Raw genomic sequence first — 17214 nt, 5'->3', positions numbered from 1 at the left:
CGCCGCCGGCGGCCCCCGTCGTCCTGGCGCCGCCACCAGACCCTGAGACACCGATGACGACCCGCGGGCCGAACGACCGGTAGAGCTTGTTTTGCAAGGGGGTGGCTCACGAGTCACCCCGCGCGCCTTGACTTGGACGGGATCGACTCCCATCTCCCCGCCAGCGAAGGGACGCGACCGAAATTCGGGCGCCCTGCCGCAAAATCGTATCGCGAACCGGGTTATTTCGAGACCGGTGTTCCGCGATGCGTGCTGCATTGCAGCATATATTTTCATCCAGAAGTAGAAATTTGGGCAAGATTACTTACGCAGCCCATGGTGCACTGCAACAATATTGCAAGTCATACAGCCTGGGCGGGGTATCGGCGGAAAGTATCACCCCTTGACGCCCGGAATAGGGGTTGCCAAAGGACCCCTGCCGCACGTCTAACATGGCGGTTAAGACTTCAGCTTCCCTTCGGGGAAACCGAGGTCGCTCCCGTCTTCGAAACGCCGCTTCACGAGTTCGTTGAAGAATTGGCGCAAAGGGGCGGGCGGCAGCGAAAGCGGCTCTGGCGTCTTGTCCGGCGGTTACCGGACGGGCGGCGGGTCTTAACTAGGGTGGAGACGCTCTCGCGCGACGACCCTCGGTCCAAACGTGCTAGACCAATCAGGAACTGGCGACAGATGCTCGACAACAAACGACTGACCCCTTTCATCGCTCTCTTCGGCGCGCTCGCGCTGATGACGAGCGTGCCGGCGTTCGCGCAGGAAGCCGCCGCTCCGGCCGCTCCCGCCGCTGACGCCGCCGCGGCTCCCGCCGCCGACGCCGCGGCTCCCGCCGCTGCGCCCGCCGCCGACGTCGCCCCCCCGACCATCGAGCATGCCGGTTCGCTGACCGTGATGCAGATGTTCCTCGACGCTCAACCCGTCGTGAAGGTCGTGATGATCGGCCTGGTGCTGGCCTCCATCCTCTCCTGGACCCTGCTGGTCACGAAGATGATCGAGTTCGGCTCGCTGAACAAAGCCTCGGACCGCTTCGTCGAAGCCTTCCGCGGCGCCAAGTCGATCAACGACATGGGCCGGATCGCGATGTCCGACGAATTCGAAGGCAACCCGCTGGCCGATATGGCCGCCGCGGCTGCTCAAGAAGTCGAGCTATCGCGTCAAGCGGGTCTCGCCGTCACCGGCGCGCACCGTGAAACCACGATCCACCGGGCGGAAGCCGCGGTCGGCGCGGTTCAATCCAACCTCTCCAAGCGCCTCTCCAGTGGGATGCAGTTCCTCGCTTCCGTCGGTTCGTCCGGTCCGTTCATCGGTCTGTTCGGCACCGTCTACGGGATCATGAACTCGTTCATCGGGATCGCGAACACCAACACGACCAACCTGGCCGTCGTCGCCCCCGGCATCGCCGAAGCGCTTCTCGCCACGGGTATCGGCCTGTTCGCCGCCATCCCGGCGGTTATCTTCTACAACTACTTCCAAACCCGCATCTCGGCCTACGGCGCGCGGACGGATGGATTTGTGGCTGAACTGATGAACGCCATTTCCCGGCAGCTCGACAAGGGAGCCTAACCGCCATGGGAGCCAAACTCTCAGGTTCTGGGGGTGGGCGGCACGCGGTCGATGCGATGAGCGAAATCAACGTGACGCCCTTCGTGGACGTGATGTTGGTGCTCCTGATTATCTTCATGGTCGCGGCGCCCATGGCCGCCGTGACTGTGGAGGTTACTCTCCCGCCCGCTATCGCTAAGCCTTCGACCAACCCTCCGAAGCCGGTCTACATCAGCATTCAGGCTGGTGGCAGCATCTACCTCGGGGACAGCAAAACCGATCTGACCACCCTGGGCGACGACCTCCGCGCCAACATCGGACAGCGTAACCCTGAAAAGGAACGCATCTTCATCCGGGGTGACAAGGATGTGCGCTACGGGGACTTCATGGGCGTGATGAACATGCTGCAGGACAACGGGTTCTACAGCGTGGCCCTCATTGGCCTTGAAGAGTGAGGGCGTGACGAATGGCTGAAACCACCGACACGACCCACCGCAGCGTCTTCGATGAGCCGGTCAAGAAGCGGAACACTGGCGTAACGGTCGCCATTGTCCTCTCCGTGATCGTGCACGGGGCGCTTGGGGTCTACCTCTGGAAGTCGAAGTTCGAGCCGAAGTACAAGGAGTACTCGGATGACGTGACGGACGTGGCGATTATCAAGCCCGCGCCTCCGCCGCCTCCGCCGCCTCCGCCTCCGCCTCCGAACACGCCGCCGCCACCGCCGCCGAAGCTGCAACCGCGGCCTCCGGTGAACGTGCCGAGCGACATCCCGACGATCCCGCCTCTGCCGGTTCCGCCGGTCGAAAAGCGGATCGAGGTTCCGGAGCCCCCGCGGGCTGCGCCCCCGACCCCGCCGCGTCCGTCGGTCATCACGAACCCCGACTGGTCGCGCCGTCCCGATGCTGAAGCCCTCGCCCGGTACTACCCGGAACGGGCCCAGCGGATGGGCGTCGAGGGCCGGGCGACGATCAGTTGCACGGTGACGTCGAAGGGGACGCTGGAAGGCTGCTCCATCGTGTCCGAAGATCCGGCCGATCAGGATTTCGGAACCGCGACCATCCGGGCCAGCAAGCTGTTCAAGATGCGGCCTAAGACTCAGGACGGCGCCCCTGTTGAAGGGGGTACGGTGCGGATCCCGCTCCGTTGGCAACTCCCCAAGGGCTGACGCCGACCATCGACCAAGGATCCAACCCCGGCGGCGCGAGCCTCCGGGGTTTTTCTTTGATCCGACAGGCTCCTAGATCGGTGGGCGCTTGATCGAACCGTCCCGCGCGACTAGAAGAACGCCTCGCGCGATGCGCCGCCTTAGCTCAGTTGGTTAGAGCGCTAGATTGTGGATCTAGAGGTCCTCGGTTCGAGCCCGAGAGGTGGTACCATCGCGGCGTCCGGAAGGCCGGTTCCCAACATTCCTATAGGCTCAGATTGAGCAGCGCCGGGTCGCCGCCCTGGGCGGTGATGTTGACGCTGATCGCGCGCTCGATGGCGTAGCGGGTGAGCGCATTGGGGCCGCCGGCCTTGGGTCCGGTTCCAGACAGGCCCTCGCCGCCGAACGGCTGGACGCCCACCACGGCGCCGATGATCGAGCGGTTCACATAGGCGTTGCCCGCGGGGACCAGGTCGCGGACCTGGACGGCGAAGGCGTCGATCCGCGAATGGACGCCCAGGGTCAGGCCATATCGCGACGCCGCCAACTCGCCGGCGACCTTGGCCAGGTCGGCGGGGCGATAGCGCACCACATGCAGCACGGGGCCGAATACCTCGCGTTCGAGGAAGCTCGCCGACGGGATTTCGGCCAAGACCGGGCCGAAGAAGGTCCCGCCAGCCGGCGCGGCCAGTCGGTGCAGCACCTTTGCCTCCCGCTCCAGACGCTCCAGATGGGTCGCCAGCGCTCCATGGGCCTCGGCGTCGATCACCGGGCCGATGTCGGTGGCCGCCTTGGCCGGATCGCCCAGGACAAGGGCGTCCATGGCGCCCTTGATCCCGTCGATCAGCATGTCGGCGGTGTCCGTGGGCACGAACAGGATGCGCAGCGCCGAACATCTTTGACCGGCCGAGCCGAAGGCCGAGGCGATCACGTCGTCGACCACCTGTTCCTTCAGCGCCGTGGTGTCGACGAACATGCCGTTCAGGCCCCCCGTCTCGGCGATGAACGGCACGATGGGGCCTTCGCGGCCCGCCAGGGCCTGGTTGATCCGCCGGGCGGTGTCGGTGCCGCCGGTGAACGCCACGCCGTCGCAGCCGGGGTGGGCGGTAAGCGCGGCGCCGACGGTTTCGCCCCGACCGGGCGTGAGCGCCAGCAGGGCGGGGGGCAGGCCGGCCTCATGAAACAGTTTCACGGCCTCGGCCGCGATCAGCGGCGTCTGTTCGGCGGGCTTGGCGACCACGCCGTTGCCGGCGGCCAGGGCCGCGGCGATCTGGCCGGTGAAGATGGCCAAGGGGAAGTTCCACGGGCTGATGCAGACGAACACCCCGCGCCCGTGCAGCTCCAACGTATTGGTCTCGCCCACCGGGCCCCTCAGGATTTCCGCCGCACCGAACTTGGCCTGGGCCAGATGGGCGTAGTAGCGGCAGAAGTCGGCGGCCTCGCGCACCTCGGCCACACCGTCGGCTAGGGTCTTGCCCGCCTCGCGCGTGCAGATGGCGATCAGCCTGTCGCGGTTGGCCTCCAGGATGTCTCCCATGGCCCGCAGCACCTCGGCGCGGCGGAACCCGCCGAGCGCGTCCCAGGCCGGCTGCGCCGCCCTGGCGGCGGCGAAGGCCGCATCGATGTCGGCGGGCGAGGCTTCACTGGCCTTGCCGATGACCAGGGCGCTGTCGGCGGGGCTGCACACCGGCCGTAGATCAAGGCCCGCAAGCGACTTGCCCGCCACCAGCGGACCGGCTGAAAGCGGCTCCAGTGCGCGGCAGGCCGCCGTCAGGCGCGCGGCCTCGTCGGGGATCGAGAGATCGACGCCCAGAGAGTTTTTCCGCTCGCCGCCATAGATGTCGGCGGGGCGGGGGATTTTCGGGTGCGGTCCGATGCCGGCCTTCTCCACGGCGGCGACCGGATCGATCACCACGTCCTGGGCCGGCACCCGCTCGTCCAGCAGGGCATGGACAAAGGAGGTGTTGGCGCCGTTCTCCAGCAGGCGGCGCACCAGATAGGGCAACAGGTCCTCATGTCCGCCGACGGGGGCGTATGTACGCACCACGGCGCCCGCATGCAGCTCGCCAGCGGCCTTGTAGAGCGCCTCGCCCATGCCGTGCAGGCGCTGGAACTCGATCTTCACGCCGGCCTCCGCCGCCATGGTCTGGACGGCGGCGAGCGTATGGGCGTTGTGAGTGGCGAACTGCGCGTAGAGGTTCGGCGCGGCGCCGATCAGGGCGCGGGCGCAGACCAGATACGAGAGGTCGGTGGCCGCCTTCGTGCTGAACACCGGATAGTCGGGTCGGCCGGCCACCTGGGCGCGCTTGATCTCGCTGTCCCAATAGGCGCCCTTGACCAGCCGCACCATCAACCGCCGGCCGCTGCCGCGCGCGATCTCGGCCACCCGCTCGACCGCGAGCCGTGCACGCTTCTGATAGGCCTGCACCGCCAAGCCGAGGCCCTGCCACTCGCCCAGTTCAGGCTCCCGCGCCAGGCGGTCCAGCAGCTTCAGCGACAGGGTCAGCCGGTCGGCCTCCTCGGCGTCGATGGTGAAGTTGATGTCGTGCTTGGCCGCGATCAGCGCTAGGCGCTTGGTGCGCGGATAGAGCTCGTCCCAAACGCGCTCCTCGTGGGTGGCCTCGTAGCGCGGCGACAGGGCCGACAGCTTCACCGACACCCCATGCCCGGCCTCCGGCCCCGCGCCCTTCGAGGCCTGGCCCACGGCCTCCAGGGCGTCCGCGTAGGCCTGCTCATAACGCGCCGCGTCGGCGGCCGTCCGCGCCCCTTCGCCCAGCATGTCGAAGGAGCAGACCTGACCCTCCTTGGCCGCGCGCTTCAAGGCCAGGGCGATCGTCCGGCCCAGCACGAACTGCTCGCCCATGATGCCGATAGCCTGGGCCACGGCCTTACGCACCACCGGCTCGCCGATCCGTTCCACCAGGCGCTTGAGGAAGCCCGGCAGGTCGTTGCGGGCCTGATCGTCCACCTCCACCAGCTTGCCGGTCAGCATCAGGCCCCACGTCGAAGCATTGACGAACAGGCTGTCGGATTGGCCCAGGTGGCTCGCCCAGTCGGCGTTGCCGATCTTCTCGGCGATCAGCCGGTCGCGTGTTTCCGGGTCGGGGGTGCGCAGCAGGGCCTCGGCCAGGCACATCAGGGCCAGGCCCTCGCGGGTGCCCAGGCTGAATTCCTGCAGGAAGCTCTCGACCACGCCCTGACGGTTGGCCGACTTCCTCGCCGCCCGCACCAAATCCTCCGCCTGGGTCCGGACCGCGGCGCGCTGCTGCCCCGACAGGGGCTGGGCGGCCAGCAGGGCGGTGACCGCCTCGGTCTCGTCCCGGTACTTGGCGGAAAGGTCGTCGAGAGCGGTCCAGGAGGTCATGGTTCGCGGCCTTGAGAGATGTGAACTTCCATCGTCCGGCGTAAAGCTTATGCTATCGAATGTCCTGCGGAGATCGAGGCGTATCTCCGTACGAAATCACCAAACGAGCACATCATGACGAACACTGTGCAGTTGGACGACATCGACCGCCGACTGCTGCGGGTCCTGCAGCGCGACGGGCGGATCAGCAATCTCGACCTGGCGCAGCAATGCCACCTCTCGCCCTCGGCCTGTTCCGATCGGGTGCGCCGCCTGAAGGATCGCGGCGTCATCCTGGGTTACTCGGCGTTGCTAGATCCGATGGCCATAGACCGGGCGCTGCTGATCTTCGTCGAGGTCCAGCTCGATCGCACCACCGGCGACACCTTCAACGAGTTCGCCCAGGCCGCCCAGCGCAGTCCGGAAATCCTCGAATGCCACATGGTGGCCGGCGGCTTCGACTACCTGATCAAGGCCCGCGTGCGCGACATGGAAGCCTATCGCGGCTTCCTGGGCGATGTCCTGGTGCGGATGCCAGGCGTGCGCGAGACCCGCACCTACGCGGTGCTGGAAGAGGTGAAGTCGGTGACCGAGTTGCCGGTCTAGCTTGAACATCTCAAGTTCGCCGAACGCCGGTTTGTCTGCTAGCCTGCCCACAAGGCGCAGCTTGGGGGCAGGGCTATGTACAAGGTCAATCTCACCGCGTCGTACTTCCCCGCCCAGGCGGACGACCATGTCCTGGAGACCACGGTCGGCGGCGTGTTGCGCGCGCGTGCAGGCACATCGCCTGACGCGCCGGCTCTCGTCGAGGTCGACATGGCCGGCGCCCTTGGCCGGCGCTGGACCTATGCCGAACTGCTGAGGGACTCCGAGCGCCTCGCCCGCGCGCTGATGTCGCGCTACCGCCCGGGCGAGCGCATCGCCGTCTGGGCGCCGAACCTGCCCGAATGGGTGATCCTGGAATATGCCGCAGGGCTCGCAGGTTTGACGCTCGTCACGGCCAACCCGGCCTACCGCCCTCGCGAGCTGGCCTATGTTCTCGAACAATCGGGCGCCGTGGGCCTGTTCATCGTCAACGAGTATCGCGGTAACCCGATGGGCCAGATCGCCGCCCAGGTGGCGGCCGACCTGCCTGCCCTGCGCGAGGTGGTCGACCTGGAGGATCACGCCGCGCTGTTCGTCGACGAGAATGGCGGGGCCGTCCTGCCAGACGTGGCCTCGGGAGACCCGGCCCAGATTCAATATACCTCGGGCACGACAGGTTTCCCCAAGGGCGCGGTGCTGCATCACCGCGGGATCACCAACAACGCACGCTACTCCTACGTGCGCATCGGCGCCCGGCTGGGCGATGTCACCCTCAACTACATGCCGATGTTCCACACCGCCGGCTGCGGACTGGCCACCCTGGGGGCGGTCCAGTTCGGATGCTGCATGATCCTCGCCCGATTGTTCGATCCCGGCCGGATGCTGGACATCATCGAGGCCGAGCGGGTGAACATCATGCTGGGCGTGCCCACCATGCTGGTCGGCCTGCTGGAGGCCCAGGCCGATCGGGCGCGTGACGTCTCCTCCGTCCGCGTCGCGGCCTCGGGCGGTTCGATGGTGCCTCCTGAGCTGGTGCGCCGCATCCGATCGGTGTTCGACTGCGGTTTCCAGACCGTCTACGGCCAGACGGAGGCCTCGCCCCTGCTGACCCAGACCCGCAGCGAGGATTCCGTGGAAGACCTCTGCGAGACGGTCGGCCAGGCTATGCCCCAGACCGAGCTCTCTATCCGCGACCCGAAGACCGACGCTGTTCAGCCAATCGGCGCCGTGGGCGAGATCTGCGCGCGGGGCTACAATATCATGCTGGAATACAACGGGAATCCGGCGGCGACGGCGGCCACGATCGATCCCCAGGGCTGGCTTCACACCGGCGATCTCGGCACGATGGATGCTCGTGGCTATCTGAAGATCACTGGGCGGGTGAAGGAGATGATCATCCGGGGTGGAGAGAACCTGTTCCCCGCCGAGATCGAGAACGTCCTGCTGGAACACCCCGATGTGGCCGAGGTCGCCATCGTCGGCGCCCCCGATGCGCGGTGGGGCGAGATCGTGATCTGTTTCCTGCGGCTGACCCCGGGCGCCCAACTCGACACGCCGGCGCTGGTCGCACACTGTCGCGCCAATATCGCGCCTCAGAAGACCCCGGCGCACTGGATCGAGGTCAATGAGTGGCCGCTCACCGGCTCGGGCAAGATCCAGCGGTTCGTCCTGCGCGACCGCTTCGTGGCTGGCGAGTTCGCTCAGTAGCCAGCGTCGAACGACACCCGGCCCACGACCGGCTCACCCGCCCGGAAGCGCGCGATGTTCGAGGCGACCTGACGCGCGCCGCTGGCGGGGTCTGTGATCGCCGCCGCGTGGGGCGTGACGGTGATCCGCGGGTGACGCCAGAACGGATGATCCGTGGGCAGGGGCTCGACGGCGAACACGTCAAGGACGGCGTGGCTAAGCCGCCCGGAGTCCAGAGCCGGGATCAGGTCGGCCTCGACCAGATGACCACCGCGTCCCACACTGATGATCGCCGCCCCCGGTCGCATTCGCTCGAAGGTCTCGGCGCCAAGAATTCCTTGGGTCTCCGGCGTCAGCGGCAGCAGGTTCACGACGATCTCGCTGCGGGCCAGCAGATCGCCGAGATCGCCCTGGCTGCGCGTCCAGTGCGAGACCGGAAATCCGACTGCTTCCAGCATCTTGGCGCAGGCTCTTCCCATCTCGCCGTAACCCAGCAGGCCAACTTGCCGCGCGGTGGTGGGCGGTTGCGGCAGCTTGTTCCAAAGGCCCTTCGCCTGCTGGACGGCATAGGCCGGCGCCTGGCGGTGGAGGGCCAGGACGTGGGCCGTCACCGCCTCGGCCATCTGGGCCGCCAGGGTGGGGTCGATCAGGCGCGCCAGCACGGCATGGCGGGGCAGGGCAGGGTCGGTCATCAGGCCGTCGACCCCGGCCCAGGCGGACTGGATGAACTTAAGGTTCGGCAGGGTCGCCAACTCACCGGGCGCAGGATTGGCGACGACGGCGATCTCAACCGACGCCCGGTCGTCCGGCAGGCCGGCGATGATCGGTTCGCCCAGGGACTGCGCCAGCAGCTCGCGCCAGAGCTTGGTCGGGCCAGCGTCCAGGCGCGAGAGAAACGGAATCGTCATTCGGTCCTCCGGTCTTGCGCGAGGGGGTCCTTCGGCGCGAGGCTCGCGCGCATGAAACTGGATTCCGCCGACTCCGCCATCCTCGACACGCTCGCAAACCAGGAGACCGAGCTGATCGACCGCGCCATCGCTTGGTGCGCCATCGGCTCGGGCAGCCGCAACCTGGCGGGCCTGGAGGCCCAATGCGCGGTCTTCCAAGCCGTGCTCGCCGACCTGCCGGGCGAGGTCGCGGCCCTGGCCCTGGCCGACAGCCATGAGGTCGCCGCCGACGGCGAGCTCAAGGCCCAGCGCCATACGCCCTGCCTGCGGCTGACCGTACGCCCCGAGGCCCCGGTCCAGGTCGTGCTGACGGGCCACTACGACACGGTCTATCCGGCGGAGAGCGGCTTCACCCAGGTGGTGATCCGCCCGGACGGGGCGCTGAACGGCCCGGGCATCGCCGACATGAAGGGCGGCATCAGCGTCATGTTGGCGGCCCTGGCGGCCTTCGAGCATCACCCAGCCCGCGGCGGCCTCGGCTACAACGTCCTACTCTCGCCCGATGAAGAGATCGGCTCCCTTGCCTCGGCTCCGCACCTGGCCGCGCTGGCGCGCGGCGGTCACGTGGGCCTGACCTACGAACCGGCCATGGCCGGCGGCGCGCTGGCCGCTCAACGCAAAGGGTCCGGCAACTTCCATGTGGTGGTGAAGGGCCGCGCCGCTCATGCCGGGCGCGACTTCGACAAGGGCCGCAACGCCATCGCCGCCGCGGCCGACCTCGCCGTGCGCCTGGTCGCCGCCAATGGCGCGCGCGAGGGCGTCACCCTCAACGTGGCCCGTATCGACGGCGGCGGACCGCTGAACATGGTGCCTGACCGCGCTGTGGTGCGGTTCAATATCCGACTGCCGGACCGCGAGGCCGGGGAGTGGGCGCTGAAGTTCGTGCAGGACGCCGTGGCCGCCACCGCCTGCGAGGGCATTGAGGCGCACCTGCATGGCGGCTTCACGCGCCCCGCAAAGCCCTTCACCCCGGCCCAGGAGCAGCTGTTTGGCGCGGTGAAGGAAGCCGGCGCGTTGCTCGGCCAGGAGATCACCTGGGCTTCCTCCGGAGGAGTCTGCGAGGGCAACAACCTTTTCGCCGCCGGCCTGCCCAATGTGGACACCCTGGGCGTCCGCGGCGGCGACATCCACAGCGAGGACGAGCACGCCTGGCCCGAAAGCTTCGTTGAACGCGCCCAACTCTCCGCCCTGATCCTCGCCAAGCTTGCCACCGGCGACATCCCGGCGGCGCAGATCAAGGCCGCGATGGGACAGGCGTGACCGGCGTCCCGCGGTAGGGCTTCGCGTCCTTCATCAGGATGTGGCTAGCGATCTTGTCGACACCCAAGCCTTCCTGCAGCAGCCGGTCGGCCAGGTCTCCCCACGCCCGGACGTCGGGCGCCACCACCTTGATCAAGTAGTCGAAGGAGCCCGAGACCTGGGCGGCCTCCACCACCTCGGGGATCTCAGCCAGCACAGCCTCGAAGGCCAGCAGGTCGGCCGGACGATGGCTCTTCAGCGTCACCTCGCCATAGACGGTCACCGTCGGGCGTATGCGTTCGATGTCCAGGCGGGCGTGATAGCCTTGGATCAGGCCATCGGCCTCCAGCCGCCGCACACGGGCCAGGCAAGCGCTCGCCGACAGCGCCACCTGCTGGGCCAGAGCCTGGTTGGTGATCCGCCCGTCGGCCTGGAGAATCGCCAGGATCCTCAGGTCCAAACGGTCGAGCGTAGAATATCCGTCCAAGGCCATGTTTCGCCGCATGATCTGCGGCGAGACCCCCGGTCTTCCGCCGCCCATTTCGCACAAACCCTAGCACAATAAGCCTCCTGAGCTTCGATCATTCTGCGGAGGATTTCATGATCGCCACCGGCGTCGTTATCCGAGCCGCGGGAGCCAACGATCTCGAGGCCCTGCACACCCTGGCCAAGTCCGCGGGCCTGGGCATGACCAATCTGCCGTCCTGCCGCGACAAACTAGCCGCCTTGCTGGCCGGCAGCGCCGCGGCCTTCGCCGGCGCGCGCGGCCACAGCCAGATGCTGCTGGTGCTCGAGAATGACGGCGAGGTGGTCGGCACGGGCTGCATCTTCCCCAGCGTGGGCGGCGACTGGCCGTTCTACTCCTACCGCATCGGCCGCATCCGCCAGAGCTCCCAGGCGCTCGGCAAGACGGTCGAGAACACCCTCCTGACTCCGGTCAACGACTATGACGGCTCAGCCGAGGTCGGCGGCCTGTTCGTGCGGCCGGGCCTGCGCGGCGTGGCGGGCGGGCGTCTGATGGCGCGCAGCCGCTACCTGTTCATGGCCGACCATCGCGACTGGTTCGGCGATCGGGTGGTCTCCGAGCTTCGCGGCTTCCAGGACGAGGACGGCGTCTCGCCCTTCTGGGAGGCGGTGGGCAAGCGGTTCTACGGCCTGGAGTTCTCCGAAGCCGACAAGATCAGCGTCGGCGCCGGCAAGCAGGTGATCGCCGACCTGGGCCCCAAGTACCCGATCTATCTGAACCTGCTATCGCCGGAAGCCGCCGCGGCCGTCGGCCGCTGCCATCCCGACGGCCAGCGCGCCCAGACCCTGCTGATGGAGGAGGGTTTCCGATTTGAGGGTTGCGTCGACATTTTCGACGGCGGTCCGACCATGGTCGCCGACATCGACAGCCTGAAGGCCGTGCGCGACAGCCGGGTCGCCACCGTGGCGGCCATCAGCGCCTGCGAAGACGGCCCCGAGATGCTGGTGGCCACGGGCCACGGCGCTGGGTTCCGCGCCTCGCGCGGCCGGATCTGGCGCGGCGAGGGCGGCCTCACCCTGCCGCCGGACTTGGCGCAGGCGCTCGATGTTCAAGTTGGAGACCGGGTGCGTCATGTCGAGTTCTGAGCTGATCTCCACCGACCCCTGCACAGACGAGGTTGTCTGGCGCGGCCCGGCAGCTTCGGCGGGGCAGGTGGACGCCGCCCTGCTCCGCGCGCGCGAAGGCTTCGCGGTCTGGTCGGCGACGCCGCTGGAAGACCGCTGCCGCATCGCCCGCGCCTTCGCCGATCTCGCCCGCGAGCGCCGCGAGGACATCGCGCGGCTAATCAGCCGCGAGACCGGCAAGCCGTTCTGGGAAACCCTGACCGAGGCCGACACCGTCAGCTCCAAGATCGAGGTCTCCATCCGCGCCCAGGCTGAACGCGCCGGCGAGCGGAGTGGGGAGGCGGCCGGAGCCCGGGCGCGCCTGGCCCATCGGCCGCACGGCGTGCTGGCGGTGGTGGGGCCGTTCAATTTCCCCATGCACCTGCCCAACGGCCATATGGCGCCGGCGCTGCTGGCCGGCAACGCGGTGGTGTTCAAGCCTAGCGAGAAGACCCCTGCCAGCGGTGTCATGCTTGTCGACCTGTGGCGCGAGGCTGGCGTCCCTCACGACGTCTTGCAGGTGCTGACCGGCGGCGCGGAGACCGCCAAGGCCTTGGTCGCCCACGAGGCCGTCGATGGCGTCCTGTTCACCGGCGGCGTCGCGGCGGGTAAGGCGATCCATGTCGCGCTCGCCGACCAGCCGCAGAAGATCGTGGCCCTGGAGCTGGGCGGCAACAACCCGCTGATCGCCTGGGATCTGGCCGACGCCGAAAGCGCGGCCCACCTGATCGTCCAGTCGGCCTATGTCTCGGCCGGGCAGCGTTGTTCCTGCGCCCGCCGCCTGATCGTGCCGCAGGGCGCGGCGGGCGATACCATCGTCGAGGCGCTCACCGCGCTCATCGACCGCATCAAGGTCGGCGCGCCATTCGGCGATCCCCAGCCCTTCATGGGGCCTGTGATCGACCTGGCCTCGTCAAGGGGCCTGCTGCTGGCCCAACAGCGGCTGGGCGGCAAGGCGATCCGTGAACTCGCGCCCACCACGCCGGACCGGCCCTACCTGACCCCCGGTCTCGTGGACGTCACCGGCGTCGGGGTCGCCGACAGTGAGAATTTCGGCCCCTTGCTCCAGCTCATTCGCGTGGCGGACTTCGACACGGCCATCGCCACCGCCAACGCCACCCGTTTCGGCTTGGCCGCGGGTCTGCTCAGCGACGACGAAGCCCTCTATCGCCGGTTCTGGAGGGAAGTCCGCGCCGGCATCGTCAACTGGAACCGTCCGACCACGGGCGCTGCGGCCACGGCCCCCTTCGGCGGGCCCGGGCTGTCGGGCAACCACCGTCCCAGCGCCTACTACGCCGCCGACTATTGCGCCTATCCGGTGGCCAGCATCGAGGCCGACACAACCCAGTTCCGCATCGGTACGGGCCTGGCCGCGTGACGCCCATCTCCACGACCACCGTCGAGATCAACTTCGACGGCCTGGTCGGGCCGACCCATAACTATGCTGGCCTCTCGCCGGGCAATGTCGCCTCGCAGAGCAATTTCGGCGAGACCGCCTATCCCCGCGCCGCGGCCCTGCAAGGCCTGGCCAAGATGCGCGCGGTCATGGACCTGGGCCTGACCCAGGGCTTCCTGCCGCCGCCTCTGCGCCCGGCCGCCGGCGCCTTGCGCGCCTTCGGCTTCGCGGGTTCGGACGACGAGATCCTGGCCCGGGCCGCCTCGGAGGATCTCGCCCTGTTCCGCGCGGTCTGCTCGGCGTCCAGCATGTGGCGCGCCAACGCCGCGACCATCCTGTCCGCTCCCGACACCGCCGACGGCCGCGTTCACATGGTCACAGCCAATCTCGCCGGCATGCTCCATCGCAGCTTCGAGGGCCCCGAAACCCACGCGCTTCTGCGCCGTGTGTTCCGTGACGACACCCGCTTCGCTGTCCATCCACCCCTGCCGTCCGCCCGCCATTTCGGCGACGAAGGCGCGGCCAACCACATGCGGCTGGCCTCCAGCCACGGCGCGGCCGGGATCAATGTCTTCGCCCATGGCGAACTGCGCGGCGGAGCTTTCCCCGAGCGCCAGAGCCGGCGCGCCAGCGAGGCCGTCGCCCGCCTCGCTGGGCTCGCCGATCCGCTCTACGCCCTGCAGAACGCCAAGGCCGTCCAGGCCGGCGCCTTCCACAACGACGTGGTCGCCGTGGCCAACGAGAGCGTGCTGCTGACCCATCCGGACGCCTTCGAGGACGCCCAAGGTCTCTACGCCGCCCTGCATGGCCGTCTGCCCAACCTGCAGGTGGTGGAGACGCGAGGGATCAGCCTGGCCGACGCCATCGGCTCTTATCTGTTCAACTCCCAGCTCGTGACCCTGCCGGACGGGGCCATGGCCCTGGTCCTGCCCATCGAGGCCCAGGAGAACGCCGCTGTCTGGACCGAGGTCGAGCGTATCGTCGCCGCCAAAAACCCGATCTCTCGCGCTTTCGTGGTCGATGTCCGCGAGAGCATGCGCAACGGCGGCGGCCCTGCCTGCCTGCGGCTTCGCGTTCCGGTGGACGAGGCGGCCAAGGCCGGGATCGACCCGCGCTATCTGCTGGACGAAGCCCGCTGGGAGCGGTTGATGCGGACGGTGGAAGTCCATTGGCCTGAGGCTGTCGCGCCGGGCGATCTCGCCAATCCGGACCTGTGGGCGCAGGCGCGGGCGGCCCACGCGGCCTTGGAACAGGCGACCGGCGCCTAGGCCACCAGAAACCGGCTCACCGCCGCCGCGAGGCCGGCGATCACCACGGTCGCCGCCACCAGCGTAATCGCCAGCCGCGGCTCGATCCTCAGCAGGTCGCGCGGGGCGACCTGGGCCGAGATCGCGCAGACGCCGCCCAGCAAAAGGATTTGCGAGGCCGTCGCCATGGCCGGCAGCATCGCCTCGGGGATCAGACCGAAGTTCCGCGCCGTCATCAGCGCCGCGAACCCCCAGACGAACAACGGCGGGCCAGGGAAACGGGTCGCGCCCGTTCCGCGCATGCTGAGCGCGATGGCGATCACCACCGGACCCAGCCACAGGATCCGCGACAGCTTGGCCAGGGCCGCCGAGGCCTCCGTGGCTGGCGAGACCGACGAGCCGGCGGCCACCACCTGTGCGACATCGTGGATCGAGAGGCCGAGGAACACGCCGATCTGGCGCGGGCTGAAGTCGAGGCTGGCGGCGATCAGGGGATAGGCCACCATGGCCACGGTGGAGAGCAGGTTCACCCCGACCACCACCAGGGCGGTGGTCTTGCGGCTCTTCTCAGTGTCGGGCAGGGCGCTGGCCGCGGCCATGGCCGCCGAAGCGCCGCAGATGGAAACCGCGCTGGCGGCGATCAGGGCCTCGACCAGCGGCAGGCCGGCCAGGGCGCCGATGGCGGTTCCGATGCCGAGACTGGTCATCACGAGTGCGCCGCTGGCGAGCGCCACGGGCAGGCCCAGGGCGGCGAGCTCGACCCAGGCGATCTGGGCGCCCAGCAGGGCCACGCCGATCTTCAGGCCGGGCTTCGACCACCAGCACAGGCCGGTCTTCACCGACGCCGAGACACCGGCCACCGCCAGACCCATGCCCGCCAGGGCCGCCAGGATCGGCGCCGGGAAGCCCGTCGCGCGCCCGACGCCCCAGCAAGCCAGGGCAAAGGCTCCGACCAGCGCGAACCCCACCGCCGGATGGGCGATCAGGCGGACGCGGGGCAGGGCGGGGATGTGGGTCAAGCGCGCAGAACCTCGCCGCCGGACGAGGCCTGCGGTCGATGCCGGGCGCTCATCCGCGCATGCAAGCGCTGGACGCAGAGACTGGCGGTCTTCTCAAACCAGAAGGGGAAGACGGCGTGGACGATGCAGGCCAGGCCCGCGACGATCATGGTCGCGCCGAACCGCGAGGCTTGGCCCAGGTGCTCACCATAGGACTCGCCCACATCGCTCGGATGCCGGTTGAACGCGTCGAACATCTCGCCCCCTCAGGAATGCCACTGTCCCAAAGAGTGCGGCGCGAGCACGAGAAAGGCATTGTCTCGTTTGCCGTCGCAACGGCAGAATGGAGAACATCATTCTCTTCGGGTGACCTTCAACGTGCCAGACATTCTCCTCGACCAGATAGATCGGCGAATCCTTCGTGAGCTCCAGGCCGACGCCACCATCCCTGTGGCCGAACTCGCCGAACGGGTCGGTCTGTCCCAGACGCCCTGCTGGAAGCGGGTCAAGCGTCTGACAGACGAAGGCGTCATCGAGCGCCGCGTGGCCCTGCTGGCGCGGGAGAAGCTGGACCTGGGCCTGGTGGTCTTCGTCTCGATCAAGACCAGCCACCACGACGAGGCCTGGATCGCGGCCTTCGCCAAGGGCGCGGCGGCCCTGCCCGAGGTGGTGGAGTTCTACCGCATGGCGGGCGAAACCGACTATCTGCTGAAGGTGGTGGTCTCCGATATCGCGGCCTATGACCGCTTCTATAAACGCCTGATCGCCACCGCGCCGTTGAACGACGTCTCCTCCGCCTTCGCCATGGAGCAGATCAAGTTCACCACCGCTCTGCCGCTCTGAGGGACGATGAACCTCCACGACCTGCTAGCCGCCCGCTTTCCCGACGACCGCGCCAAGCCCGCATTCTTGCTCGCCGATGGCTCAGTCATCTCCTACGGCGCCTTCGAGGACGACATCGCCCGCACCGCCGCCCTGCTGATCGAGCACGAGGTCGAGCCCGGCGACCGCATCGCCCTGCAGTCGGAGAAGAGCGTCGCCGCCGTAGTGGTCTATCTGGCGACGCTCAAGGTCGGCGCCGTCTTCCTGCCGCTGAACACCGCCTATACGGAAAGCGAGGTCGACTACTTCCTCGACGACGCCGAGCCGGTGCTGTTCGTGGAGGACGCAGAGGCCTTCGTGGCCGACGCCCGCTCGCGCGCGCCTCTCACCGCATCCGTGCCGCGCGACGACGCCGATCTCGCCTCGATCATCTACACATCCGGCACCACCGGCCGCTCCAAAGGCGTCGTGCTGTCGGCCGGGCGCTGCATTGCCGCGGCCCGCGACACCGTCGTCTTCGACAAGCTTACCGACCGCGACGAGGTGCTGGCCTATCTGCCGCTCGCCTGGGTCGGCGACCATTACCTGAACTATGCGCAAGCGCTGGTGGCCGGCTTCTGCATGGCCTGCCCGGAATCGGCCGAC

At 68.3% G+C, this 17214-nt stretch carries 16 protein-coding genes and 1 tRNA gene; 12 read left to right on the top strand and 5 right to left on the bottom strand.

Annotated features, from left to right (window positions below):
• Positions 1-666: 666 nt before the first annotated feature.
• The 4 genes from exbB to RMO04_RS06360 all read left to right on the top strand — a co-directional run bounded on the left by exbB (position 667) and on the right by RMO04_RS06360 (position 2909).
• Positions 667-1554: a tonB-system energizer ExbB gene (gene exbB / locus RMO04_RS06375; protein WP_309643947.1), complete on the top strand. Its 888-nt coding sequence runs from the start codon at positions 667-669 to the stop codon at positions 1552-1554.
• A gap of 5 nt (positions 1555-1559) precedes the next feature.
• Positions 1560-1988, top strand: a complete 429-nt coding sequence (locus RMO04_RS06370) for a biopolymer transporter ExbD (RefSeq protein WP_309643946.1) — start codon at positions 1560-1562, stop codon at positions 1986-1988.
• Between the two features lie 11 nt (positions 1989-1999).
• Positions 2000-2698, top strand: coding sequence for an energy transducer TonB (locus RMO04_RS06365; RefSeq protein WP_309643945.1), 699 nt, complete (start codon positions 2000-2002; stop codon positions 2696-2698).
• Positions 2699-2832: 134 nt separating this feature from the next.
• Positions 2833-2909, top strand: a tRNA-His gene (locus tag RMO04_RS06360).
• A gap of 33 nt (positions 2910-2942) precedes the next feature.
• Here RMO04_RS06360 and putA read toward each other — a convergent pair.
• Positions 2943-6041, bottom strand: coding sequence for a bifunctional proline dehydrogenase/L-glutamate gamma-semialdehyde dehydrogenase PutA (gene putA / locus RMO04_RS06355; RefSeq protein ID WP_309643944.1), 3099 nt, complete (start codon positions 6039-6041; stop codon positions 2943-2945).
• Positions 6042-6155: 114 nt separating this feature from the next.
• Between putA and RMO04_RS06350 the strand changes: the two genes are divergently transcribed.
• Positions 6156-6626 carry an Lrp/AsnC ligand binding domain-containing protein gene (locus tag RMO04_RS06350; RefSeq protein ID WP_309643943.1) on the top strand — a complete coding sequence of 157 codons (471 nt, stop codon included), beginning with the start codon at positions 6156-6158 and terminating at the stop codon, positions 6624-6626.
• Positions 6627-6701: 75 nt separating this feature from the next.
• Positions 6702-8312, top strand: a complete 1611-nt coding sequence (locus RMO04_RS06345) for an AMP-binding protein (RefSeq protein ID WP_309643942.1) — start codon at positions 6702-6704, stop codon at positions 8310-8312.
• Here RMO04_RS06345 and RMO04_RS06340 read toward each other — a convergent pair.
• Positions 8306-9199: a glyoxylate/hydroxypyruvate reductase A gene (locus tag RMO04_RS06340; protein ID WP_309643941.1), complete on the bottom strand. Its 894-nt coding sequence runs from the start codon at positions 9197-9199 to the stop codon at positions 8306-8308. The genes RMO04_RS06345 and RMO04_RS06340 overlap by 7 nt on opposite strands.
• Before the next feature lie 51 nt (positions 9200-9250).
• Between RMO04_RS06340 and RMO04_RS06335 the strand changes: the two genes are divergently transcribed.
• Entirely contained in the window at positions 9251-10498 is a 1248-nt protein-coding gene (locus RMO04_RS06335) for a hydrolase (protein ID WP_309643940.1), read from the top strand.
• Here RMO04_RS06335 and RMO04_RS06330 read toward each other — a convergent pair.
• Complete coding sequence (locus RMO04_RS06330) at positions 10473-10970, bottom strand: Lrp/AsnC family transcriptional regulator (RefSeq protein ID WP_309643939.1); 498 nt, start codon at positions 10968-10970, stop codon at positions 10473-10475. The genes RMO04_RS06335 and RMO04_RS06330 overlap by 26 nt on opposite strands.
• A gap of 107 nt (positions 10971-11077) precedes the next feature.
• Here RMO04_RS06330 and RMO04_RS06325 point away from each other — a divergent pair, with 107 nt between their 5' ends.
• From RMO04_RS06325 to RMO04_RS06315, 3 genes are read left to right on the top strand one after another with little or no spacing between them, the layout of a single operon-like run.
• Positions 11078-12088: an arginine N-succinyltransferase gene (locus RMO04_RS06325; RefSeq protein ID WP_309643938.1), complete on the top strand. Its 1011-nt coding sequence runs from the start codon at positions 11078-11080 to the stop codon at positions 12086-12088.
• Positions 12075-13484 (top strand): succinylglutamate-semialdehyde dehydrogenase, encoded by a 1410-nt coding sequence (gene astD / locus RMO04_RS06320; RefSeq protein ID WP_309643937.1) that lies wholly within the window; start codon positions 12075-12077, stop codon positions 13482-13484. The genes RMO04_RS06325 and astD overlap by 14 nt, the downstream gene beginning before the upstream one ends.
• 5 nt (positions 13485-13489) lie before the next feature.
• Positions 13490-14770: an N-succinylarginine dihydrolase gene (locus RMO04_RS06315; RefSeq protein WP_309643949.1), complete on the top strand. Its 1281-nt coding sequence runs from the start codon at positions 13490-13492 to the stop codon at positions 14768-14770.
• Here RMO04_RS06315 and RMO04_RS06310 read toward each other — a convergent pair.
• Together RMO04_RS06310 and RMO04_RS06305 are read right to left on the bottom strand one after the other, a co-directional pair.
• Positions 14767-15768, bottom strand: coding sequence for a putative sulfate exporter family transporter (locus RMO04_RS06310; RefSeq protein WP_309643936.1), 1002 nt, complete (start codon positions 15766-15768; stop codon positions 14767-14769). The genes RMO04_RS06315 and RMO04_RS06310 overlap by 4 nt on opposite strands.
• Entirely contained in the window at positions 15765-16004 is a 240-nt protein-coding gene (locus RMO04_RS06305; protein WP_309643935.1) for a DUF6356 family protein, read from the bottom strand. Before RMO04_RS06305 ends, RMO04_RS06310 begins: the two co-directional genes overlap by 4 nt.
• Positions 16005-16113: 109 nt before the next feature.
• On the opposite strand from RMO04_RS06305, the gene RMO04_RS06300 reads away from it, so the two are divergent.
• Together RMO04_RS06300 and RMO04_RS06295 are read left to right on the top strand one after the other, a co-directional pair.
• A complete protein-coding gene (locus RMO04_RS06300; protein ID WP_405041467.1) occupies positions 16114-16590 on the top strand; it encodes an Lrp/AsnC family transcriptional regulator in 477 nt (158 codons plus the stop codon).
• Positions 16591-16596: 6 nt separating this feature from the next.
• On the top strand, positions 16597-17214 hold a 618-nt coding region (locus RMO04_RS06295), incomplete at its 3' end, for an AMP-binding protein (protein WP_309643934.1).

The organism is Phenylobacterium sp. (assembly GCF_031412415.1).
GTDB lineage: Bacteria > Pseudomonadota > Alphaproteobacteria > Caulobacterales > Caulobacteraceae > Phenylobacterium.
Note: the sequence above shows the minus strand (reverse complement) of the source record. Positions and strands in the feature narration are given on the sequence as shown.

Coding starts and splice junctions, on each gene's coding strand:
- RMO04_RS06350 (WP_309643943.1), top strand. CDS start 6,156: ATGACGAACACTGTGCAGTTGGACGACATCGACCGCCGACTGCTGCGG.
- RMO04_RS06305 (WP_309643935.1), bottom strand. CDS start 16,004: ATGTTCGACGCGTTCAACCGGCATCCGAGCGATGTGGGCGAGTCCTAT.
- RMO04_RS06365 (WP_309643945.1), top strand. CDS start 2,000: ATGGCTGAAACCACCGACACGACCCACCGCAGCGTCTTCGATGAGCCG.
- astD (WP_309643937.1), top strand. CDS start 12,075: ATGTCGAGTTCTGAGCTGATCTCCACCGACCCCTGCACAGACGAGGTT.
- RMO04_RS06340 (WP_309643941.1), bottom strand. CDS start 9,199: ATGACGATTCCGTTTCTCTCGCGCCTGGACGCTGGCCCGACCAAGCTC.
- putA (WP_309643944.1), bottom strand. CDS start 6,041: ATGACCTCCTGGACCGCTCTCGACGACCTTTCCGCCAAGTACCGGGAC.
- RMO04_RS06330 (WP_309643939.1), bottom strand. CDS start 10,970: ATGGCCTTGGACGGATATTCTACGCTCGACCGTTTGGACCTGAGGATC.
- RMO04_RS06335 (WP_309643940.1), top strand. CDS start 9,251: ATGAAACTGGATTCCGCCGACTCCGCCATCCTCGACACGCTCGCAAAC.
- RMO04_RS06345 (WP_309643942.1), top strand. CDS start 6,702: ATGTACAAGGTCAATCTCACCGCGTCGTACTTCCCCGCCCAGGCGGAC.
- RMO04_RS06325 (WP_309643938.1), top strand. CDS start 11,078: ATGATCGCCACCGGCGTCGTTATCCGAGCCGCGGGAGCCAACGATCTC.
- exbB (WP_309643947.1), top strand. CDS start 667: ATGCTCGACAACAAACGACTGACCCCTTTCATCGCTCTCTTCGGCGCG.
- RMO04_RS06370 (WP_309643946.1), top strand. CDS start 1,560: ATGGGAGCCAAACTCTCAGGTTCTGGGGGTGGGCGGCACGCGGTCGAT.